Source organism: Psychrobacter sp. AOP31-B2-9, from assembly GCF_052378005.1.
Classification (GTDB): Bacteria; Pseudomonadota; Gammaproteobacteria; order Pseudomonadales; family Moraxellaceae; genus Psychrobacter.
Genome location: NZ_JBQSXG010000134.1, coordinates 1 through 7,961 on the forward strand (window position 1 = coordinate 1; position 7,961 = coordinate 7,961).

8 protein-coding genes are annotated in these 7,961 nt (G+C 42.5%); 4 read left to right on the forward strand and 4 right to left on the reverse strand.

The window, feature by feature from the left end; genetic code table 11:
• Positions 1-275 precede the first annotated feature (275 nt).
• Complete coding sequence (locus ACT3SX_RS12365) at positions 276-623, reverse strand: carboxymuconolactone decarboxylase family protein (protein WP_192519899.1); 348 nt, start codon at positions 621-623, stop codon at positions 276-278.
• A gap of 827 nt (positions 624-1,450) precedes the next feature.
• Here ACT3SX_RS12365 and nfuA point away from each other — a divergent pair.
• Both nfuA and ACT3SX_RS12375 read left to right on the forward strand, forming a co-directional pair.
• A complete protein-coding gene (gene nfuA, locus ACT3SX_RS12370; protein WP_192519900.1) occupies positions 1,451-2,122 on the forward strand; it encodes a Fe-S biogenesis protein NfuA in 672 nt (223 codons plus the stop codon).
• A 306-nt stretch (positions 2,123-2,428) separates the two neighbouring features.
• Entirely contained in the window at positions 2,429-3,727 is a 1,299-nt protein-coding gene (locus tag ACT3SX_RS12375; protein WP_192992390.1) for an O-acetylhomoserine aminocarboxypropyltransferase/cysteine synthase family protein, read from the forward strand.
• Between the two features lie 123 nt (positions 3,728-3,850).
• On the opposite strand, the gene ACT3SX_RS12380 is transcribed toward ACT3SX_RS12375, so the two are convergent.
• Positions 3,851-4,870, reverse strand: coding sequence for an adenosine kinase (locus ACT3SX_RS12380; protein WP_192519902.1), 1,020 nt, complete (start codon positions 4,868-4,870; stop codon positions 3,851-3,853).
• Positions 4,871-4,933: 63 nt separating this feature from the next.
• On the reverse strand, positions 4,934-5,845 hold the full coding sequence (rsmI, locus tag ACT3SX_RS12385; protein WP_192519903.1) for a 16S rRNA (cytidine(1402)-2'-O)-methyltransferase: 912 nt from the start codon (positions 5,843-5,845) through the stop codon (positions 4,934-4,936).
• Positions 5,846-5,979: 134 nt separating this feature from the next.
• Here rsmI and ACT3SX_RS12390 point away from each other — a divergent pair, with 134 nt between their 5' ends.
• Positions 5,980-6,477 carry a YraN family protein gene (locus ACT3SX_RS12390; protein WP_192519904.1) on the forward strand — a complete coding sequence of 166 codons (498 nt, stop codon included), beginning with the start codon at positions 5,980-5,982 and terminating at the stop codon, positions 6,475-6,477.
• A 192-nt stretch (positions 6,478-6,669) separates the two neighbouring features.
• On the forward strand, positions 6,670-7,554 hold the full coding sequence (locus ACT3SX_RS12395; protein WP_192519905.1) for a BON domain-containing protein: 885 nt from the start codon (positions 6,670-6,672) through the stop codon (positions 7,552-7,554).
• A 25-nt stretch (positions 7,555-7,579) separates the two neighbouring features.
• Here the strand turns inward: ACT3SX_RS12395 and ACT3SX_RS12400 are convergent, their stop codons facing one another.
• The gene (locus ACT3SX_RS12400; protein WP_263972664.1) at positions 7,580-7,714 is read right to left on the reverse strand and encodes a hypothetical protein; all 135 of its coding nucleotides are present in this window, start codon (positions 7,712-7,714) and stop codon (positions 7,580-7,582) included.
• Positions 7,715-7,961 lie beyond the last annotated feature (247 nt).

The following is a 7,961-nucleotide window of genomic DNA, read 5'->3' on the forward strand; positions in this document are numbered from 1 at the left end:
CTCAAGATATTACAATCAGTATACGCATGAAGTTATTCCTCAGTTATACCACATAGTCAAATCCATATAAATCCGCTACATCGTCATCCTCGCTAACTATACCAATGTATAGCTTGCATTCAGTTTCCTTGTATCAACATTATTTGAACTCAGCTATAGTTATCAAAAATTATAGGTACAAAAAAACTGTCAATCATAACGATTGACAGTTAGGTTTTATCTTCAACGCTTATGAAGCTCATTTAAATAACGGTTGGTTGAGCTGGAGGCAGACCTTAGTCTTTGTTACTAAATTCCTCAAACGATGCGACCGCTTCAGCAGCATACATCATAGAAGGGCCGCCGCCCATGGCCACACATACACCAAGTGTTTCAGCCACTTCTTCCTCAGTTGCTCCAAGTCGCACTAATGCTTTGGTATGAAACCCAATACAAGCATCGCAGCGTGCGCCAACTGCCAAGGCTAGTGCAATAAGCTCCTTAGTTTTTTTATCTAATACGCCGTCAGCCGTTGCTGCAGCACTCAGTTGAGAAAATGCCTTAGTTGTTTCAGGAATGCTTTTGTGTAGTTTCATCATATTGCTAGAAACATGTTTAGTAATATCGTTAAAGGATTTACTCATGGAATGCTCCTTATCAAGTGTTTTGGGCTAGGGCGTGTCCTCAATTCAATCGATAGTTATCTAATGAATCGAAAATGGCAAATCTTGTCAAACGGCATCAAATAGCTTATGAATATCTCGATATTATCCGAGCTGTTACCCTTGTTTGACGGCAATTTATCTTGTTTTTATCGCCATTTTTAACATGAAGACACACCCTAGTAATTTCTCATAATAGAAATCATTTAATATATCTTATTATAATATATAAAATTAAATATTAATTCAAGATCGTTTTTTGATCATCGTATGTCATTAATCATATTGTGGTACTTAAAATGAAAAAATTGGGGATAAAGAATCGCCGTGAATATAAACATGTTGGCAAAACTCGCCTTAGATGCAGTGAGCCAAAGATGAATCATAAAGATGAGCCATATAGGTTTGTTATAACTTGATAATTACATCAGCTGTCTTTATATAAAAGAGAATGTATCAGTCATTATGTTTGCTATATTCAAGCTTTTTATTTGTACGTAGTAGAGGTAGCTTTGAAAAAATGGATTCACGCCTGCCATTGAAAAAACCGATAGCAGTCATTTGTCGCTACTATGGTTTAATTCATAGTAGCACGGTCGGAATTGTCGCCTGAGTACGGTATAATACTTAATATAAACGTATCACTATTTTTGACAACGGCGTGCGGCATTATAGAAAGCTAGCTGTGATGATTGATACTCCATATAATTTATACAAGTTACCTATTATATAAGCTACCTAAATTTAACATTCACGACACAGCAGCCAAGACAGATATAGCGCTTGTGTCATAACGGATAGGACGTATTATGAGTGAGAATGAGCAAGTAGCACCATCAGCAGACTATGAATCAGCGTTAGATACCGATCAGGCTGAAGCAAAAAGTAATATTACCATTACCGAATCAGCCCAAGGCTACTTGGCAGATTTGTTGTCTAAACAGGATACAGATGGTATCGGTGTGCGTATTTTCGTTGAGCATCCTGGTACACCGCGTGCAGAGTGCTGCATGGCTTATAACCAGCCAGGCGAAGAAGACAGCGCTGATTTATGTTTTACCTATGAAAGCTTTTCTGCATTTATCGAAGCGGCGTCAGTACCTTATCTAGAAGATGCGGTTATTGATTATAATAAAGACCGTTTCGGTGGTCAGCTGACTTTCCGTGCCCCAAATTCTAAAGTGCCAAAAGTAGGCGCTGATGCTAGTGTGGAAGAGCGCATCAACTATGTATTACAGTCAGAGATTAACCCTGGCTTGGCCGCGCATGGTGGTGATGTACAACTGCTTGAGCTGATTGAGGAAGAAGGCATTGGCTTGACTGCAGTATTAAAATTCGGCGGTGGTTGCCAAGGGTGCTCAGCCGTTGACATGACATTGCGTCAGGGTGTTGAAGTGCAGCTGAAACAGCAAATTCCAGAATTAACGCAAGTGGTTGATGATACTGACCATACTCGTACTGAAAACGCTTATTATAAATAAAAGCAAGCCAGATTAGTGTACGAGGACACTGACGAGCTTTATTGTTAATGAGCTTTTATGGTTGTGTCATAAGTGACTGTACAATAAGTTTCTGAACAATACATGCATGTACGATAAATGCCTATACGATAAGTGATTGGTTGTTTTTTTTAGAAAGAAGTTGAGTTATGATTAACTCAGCTTTTTTTATGCCTCTCATTTAGCAATGAGCATTGAGCGATAAGTATTTAGCAATGGATATTTTGACATAGACTTTTTAATTATAAAGTATTTACTTAATCATAAACGAATATGTAGGAGAATAGTATGAGTGACGGACAACCAACCAATACCCCACGTCTTGAAACCTTGGCAATTCATGCCGGTTATAGTGTTGAGCCTACGACCAAAGCAGTTGCAGTACCTATCTATCATACTAGCTCGTACGCTTTTGATAATACTCAGCATGGTGCGGATTTATTTGATCTAAAAGTCGCGGGCAATATCTATACTCGTATCATGAACCCGACCAATGCTGTATTAGAAGAGCGCGTCGCAGCACTGGAAGGCGGCATCGGTGCGCTTGCTGTGGCATCTGGTATGGCCGCCATTACTTATGCGATTCAAACCATCTGTGAAGCGGGTGATAATATCGTGGCGGTATCGACCCTATATGGTGGTACTTATAATTTATTTGCTCATGCGTTGCCGCGTCAAGGTATCGAAGTACGCTTCTTCGACCATAAAGATCCTGAAGCGATCCGTGATTTAATCGATGATAAGACTAAAATGGTCTTTGCTGAGAGTATTGGTAATCCACTGGGTAATATTGTCGATATTCAGGCGTTAAGTGACATTGCGCACGAATATGGTGTGCCAGTCGTGATTGATAGTACGGTTGCGACGCCTGCGCTATGTCGTCCGTTTGAGTTTGGTGCGGATATTGTCATTCATTCATTGACCAAGTATATGAGTGGTACAGGTACTTCGATTGGTGGCGCGATTGTCGATAGTGGCAAATTTCCTTGGGGCGACCATCCTGAGCGCTTCCCATTATTGAACACGCCAGATCAAAGCTATCATGGCGTAAACTTTGTTAAGGATGTGGGTGCAGCAGCGTTTATCGCTCGTGCTCGTGTGGCACCGCTACGCAATACTGGCGCAGCGCTTAGCCCGCTAAATGCGTTTGGTATTTTGCAGGGTATGGAGACATTGAGTTTACGTATGGAGCGCCATGTGCAGAACGCGAAAGCAGTTGCTGAATACCTACGAGATCATGAGAAAGTGGCTTGGGTGAAATATGCAGGATTGCCTGATCATCCTGAGCATGCGCTTGCTAAGAAGTATATGAAGGGTACTCCTTCTGCTATCTTAACCTTTGGTGTTAAAGGCGGGCTAGAAGCTGGCGCTCGCTTTATCGATGCACTGCAGTTGATTACGCGTTTGGTTAATATTGGTGATGCCAAATCGTTGGCTTGTCACCCAGCGACCACGACCCATCGCCAGTTGAATGAGCAAGAACTTGCCAATGCTGGCGTGAGTACTGATATGGTACGACTGTCGATTGGTATCGAACATATCGAAGATATCAAAGCAGATTTAGAGCAAGCTTTGGCTTTAGCTTAGGGCGTGTCCTCAACTCAATTGATAGTCATTTAAATAGAGTAAATAAAAAGCCCATATCGAATTCGATATGGGCTTTTTCGTAAAATAAATGCTAGGCCATCTCATCAGTTATTGGTTTAATCACTAAGCAGATAGTACACGCTGCGCAATATCTTTATAATCTTGTGAGACGAGGCGCGGTCCAAACTGTTGTATCACTTGTGCTGCCACTGCTCCAGCAAGTCGTCCGCATTCTGGCAAGCTATAATGCTGTGATAAGGCATATAAAAATGCACCTGAGTAGTTATCACCTGCGCCATTGGTATCGATGACATTGGCGACAGCAGGCGTGGCGACTTCATAGATTTCAATCTCTGATTTGTCATCGGGCTTATGAGCGATAGTTGCCCCATTAGGGCCATCAGTCACAACCGCTGTGTGACAATAGTCAAGCAGGGCACGTGTTGCCGCTTTAATTTGTTTCTTTTCCGTAAACAACTTAGCTTCCTCACTATTACAAAATATCACCGCAACTTTGTTACCCAGCATATTGAGCAAGCCGTCTTTGGCAAACTGGACTACTGCAGGATCAGCAAAGCTTACTGCAATCTTTGTATTATGAATACCGGCTTGTTGACGTAACCGGGTCATTGCTGGTTGGATGCTCTCAGACATGGCTAAATAGCCTTCTATATATAGCCAATCTGCTTGTGTCAGTGCCTCAAACTCAACATTATCAGCAGTGATGTCGCTTGAGGTGCCGAGATAGGTCTGCATGGTACGTTCGCCATCTTCAGTGACCGCGACCACACAGGAGCCAGTCACGCCGCCAGCATGAATAGATTTTTCTGAAGTTGTTACGCCAGCTTCTAGCAAGTCCTTTAGGTAAAAACTGCCTTGGTGGTCATCACCAACACGGCAAGCATAAAAAGGCTTGCCACCTAGGCTAGCGAAAGTATACATCGCATTAGCTGCTGAGCCGCCACCAGCTTGCTTTGATGGGTCAATATTAGCAAGTTTGAAGTATGCAAGTAGTTGTTGTTGCTCTTCGATACCAGCCAGTGTCATATGACCTTTAGTCAGATCCGTCTCTTCTAGTGCTGCGTCAGACAGCACATATTCGTGATCAACTAACGCATTACCTATCGCCATTACATCGTACATTGCTTACTTCTCCTAAATTGATTTATAAACGCATATTTTTTAAATAAGGATGTCTCTAGATATTTATTCCGATTGCAGTTCAAGTAGTCGTTGATACAGCGCATTCTTTTTTACACCGGTAATATCAGCGGCTAATGTGGCTGCCTTTTTGACGGATAAATCCTCCAACAGACGCTGTAATAATTTATCGTGAACACTGATGTCATCGGCATCTTGTGTGACGTCTACACCAGCGACGACTACGACTATCTCACCGCGCTGTTGATTGTCATCTGCTTTGACAAACTCAACCAAATCGCCAAGTGTACTCTTGCGTACTGTCTCAAATGTTTTGGTCAATTCACGGCAAAACGCGACCTCGCGATCTGCCCCAAATATCGCTGCCATATCTTCTAAGCTGGCAAGAATACGATGCGGTGCTTCATAAAATATTAGCGTTTCGGTACGTGAGTTTAAAGCAGCCAGATGTTTTTGGCGACCATGTGTTTTTGCAGGTAAAAAACCAATAAAACTAAAGCGGTCTGAGGGCAGTCCTGCGACTGACAGAGCCGCAATAGCAGCGGATACGCCAACGATAGGTGATACGGTAACACCAGCAGCATGTGCTGCTTGTACCAACTGATAACCTGGGTCACTGACTAGTGGCGTGCCAGCATCGCTGATCAAAGCAACCGAGTGACCTTGTTCAATCATCTCAATGATTTTCGGTGTTTGAATGGCGCTATTGTGCTCATGATAGGCCCACAGTTTATTGTGACCTTTTTGCTTTTCGGTGGTATCCGTATCGTCTGCAGTACTGCCTTTGGTATCAATACCGAAATGTGACAATAGCTTGCCTGAGGTGCGGGTATCTTCGCAGGCGATGATTGCGACCTGCTTTAAGACATCAATTGCATGCGGCGTCATGTCGCTGAGATTACCAATTGGCGTGGCAACGATGTATAGACAAGCTGGCATCGCGGTAGGGGTAGACATGAAAACCTCGGGTCATTAAAAAGAATAAGGCACAGTTCCCATATAGTCATCGTCTATTTATTTTTCAGTTAAATAGTGAGCGTTTAAATATCTATCGATGATATCGCTAGGCGTGCGAAAGTGGTTAGTTTAGCATGATGTGCTATGATAATTCTGCAATGTTAACCAGAGAAATCGACATCATGGTGCAGCATAAACCTCTGACTCTTATTTCACCAAAACAACGTCAAGGCGTCCAGTTTGAACAGCATGCGTGTGAGTTTTTACAGGCGCAAGGATTAAGACTGATTGCACAGAATTGGCAACAGCCAAAAGTAGGTGAGCTAGATTTAGTCATGATGGAAACAGGGCGGGCATGGTCAACGCTGGTATTCATCGAAGTACGGCAACGTAAACAGTCAGGATTTGGTGATGCCGCGCTGAGTGTGACGGCGAGCAAACAACGTAAAGTGATTAAAGCTGCTCGCTACTTCTTGCAACAGCATCCTGAGTTTAGTGACTATGAATGTCGGTTCGATGTCATCGCCTATAATACGGTTGATAAAAACACACAGAAAAGCGGTATAAAAAGCGACATGACAGACAATCAACCGGACTGGCTACAAGGGGCGTTTATTGCCAGTGCGTGGTAATCGTTTATAGATTTTTTATTTTTTGGGATCACATAATGCTTGGTATCAAGCTTGCGTTACCAAAAACCTAACTTCCTTCAGCAAAAATTAAGTAAAGTAGCTAAGCTTATAACAGCTAGATTTACAACAGCTAAAACAATACCATTAGCTAACCTTCTATCATCGTCACAATTATGTTTTAAGAGGTAACTCATGACACGGATGCATTTGCGCACTGCTATTTTTGGTTCATCACGCCGTATTACCATTGGCACGATGCTAATGGCTAGTATCATCACCACTGGCTGTACTACTAACTATTTGACCAATAGTACAGAGGGTACCTATGGTGTACCGATGACAGAGCGTACTATTCCGCAACGCCTGCTGGATCGGAGTATCGAGCATACCGCCAAAATAAACGTTTATGGATTACAAGAAGACCTGCAACAAACCAGCCGCATGAGCATTGATAGCTTTAATAGTGAAGTGTTGCTGACAGGTGAAGTGCCTACTGAAGCCATCAAAACAGAGATAGAAAAAGTCGTCAGTTCTATGCCTGATGTGCGTCGCGTTTATAACGAGTTAAACGTGAGTGCCTCAAAAGGTTACAGCTCCACCGTGCAGGACGGTTATATCACCTCAAAACTGCTGGCGAAAGTGGTCGCTAGTAACGGTGTTAGTACTTCACAGATTAAAGCGGTGAGCGATAACGGCGTGGTTTATATCATGGGACGCATGACACCGACTCAACAGAGTAATCTCATTGATATTGCCAACACGACGGTTGGTGTGACAGAGTTGGTATTATTGACAACAGTCGTCGATGATAGTGGCGTACAGATAAGCGAAGACGATATTATGTCTGATAGCACTTTGGCAGATACAGCTTCAGCACCAGCCGTAAAAGGAGTTGCTGCTGCTAACCCAAGTCCAGTCAGCTCTAATTCAACTAGTTCTAACTCAGTGAGCTCTAATGAGTCCGCTGCCAGTTATTCAACCAGCACCGAGGCAACACCCGTTATAGTCACAGAAGAAGGCACAACAGGTGAGCAGCCATCATCAAGCCCTTACATTGATCTGTATAAAAATCAGTAGTAAAGCGAAAGCCGATAAGCAGTCATCATAGTTGAGCCACTGCAAAACCAATACTGGGTGCATTTTTCTTAGTTTTTGTTTGCTGTACCTCTATTTGCTTAGCCTCTGTCTGCACAGGCACAGCAAGCGAGGAAAATGTATGCCAGTATCGCAAAGTCATATTTGTATCTCGTTTATTTAGGACTGACGATACTTAACTTATAAACCAGATAGATCCAGATAAAGAAGTAATGGCTGTTAAGTGATTGATGTCAATGACAAGAACACTAAACAGCACTAACAGGAAAAACACGATAAATCCTGAGTTAGTCAGTAAAATATAGGCAATCAGCAAACGAGTAGCCAGTAAGATCACAAGCAGTACTTGTAAAGTAGGTTATCGTCATGCTCATAATTGTTTATAAATA

What these genes read in the sequence shown, in the direction of transcription:
- ACT3SX_RS12400 (WP_263972664.1), bottom strand. Translation starts at nt 7,714, where the DNA reads ATGACTTTGCGATACTGGCATACATTTTCCTCGCTTGCTGTGCCTGTG.
- nfuA (WP_192519900.1), top strand. Translation starts at nt 1,451, where the DNA reads ATGAGTGAGAATGAGCAAGTAGCACCATCAGCAGACTATGAATCAGCG.
- ACT3SX_RS12390 (WP_192519904.1), top strand. Translation starts at nt 5,980, where the DNA reads ATGATGTGCTATGATAATTCTGCAATGTTAACCAGAGAAATCGACATC.
- ACT3SX_RS12380 (WP_192519902.1), bottom strand. Translation starts at nt 4,870, where the DNA reads ATGTACGATGTAATGGCGATAGGTAATGCGTTAGTTGATCACGAATAT.
- rsmI (WP_192519903.1), bottom strand. Translation starts at nt 5,845, where the DNA reads ATGTCTACCCCTACCGCGATGCCAGCTTGTCTATACATCGTTGCCACG.
- ACT3SX_RS12365 (WP_192519899.1), bottom strand. Translation starts at nt 623, where the DNA reads ATGAGTAAATCCTTTAACGATATTACTAAACATGTTTCTAGCAATATG.
- ACT3SX_RS12395 (WP_192519905.1), top strand. Translation starts at nt 6,670, where the DNA reads ATGACACGGATGCATTTGCGCACTGCTATTTTTGGTTCATCACGCCGT.
- ACT3SX_RS12375 (WP_192992390.1), top strand. Translation starts at nt 2,429, where the DNA reads ATGAGTGACGGACAACCAACCAATACCCCACGTCTTGAAACCTTGGCA.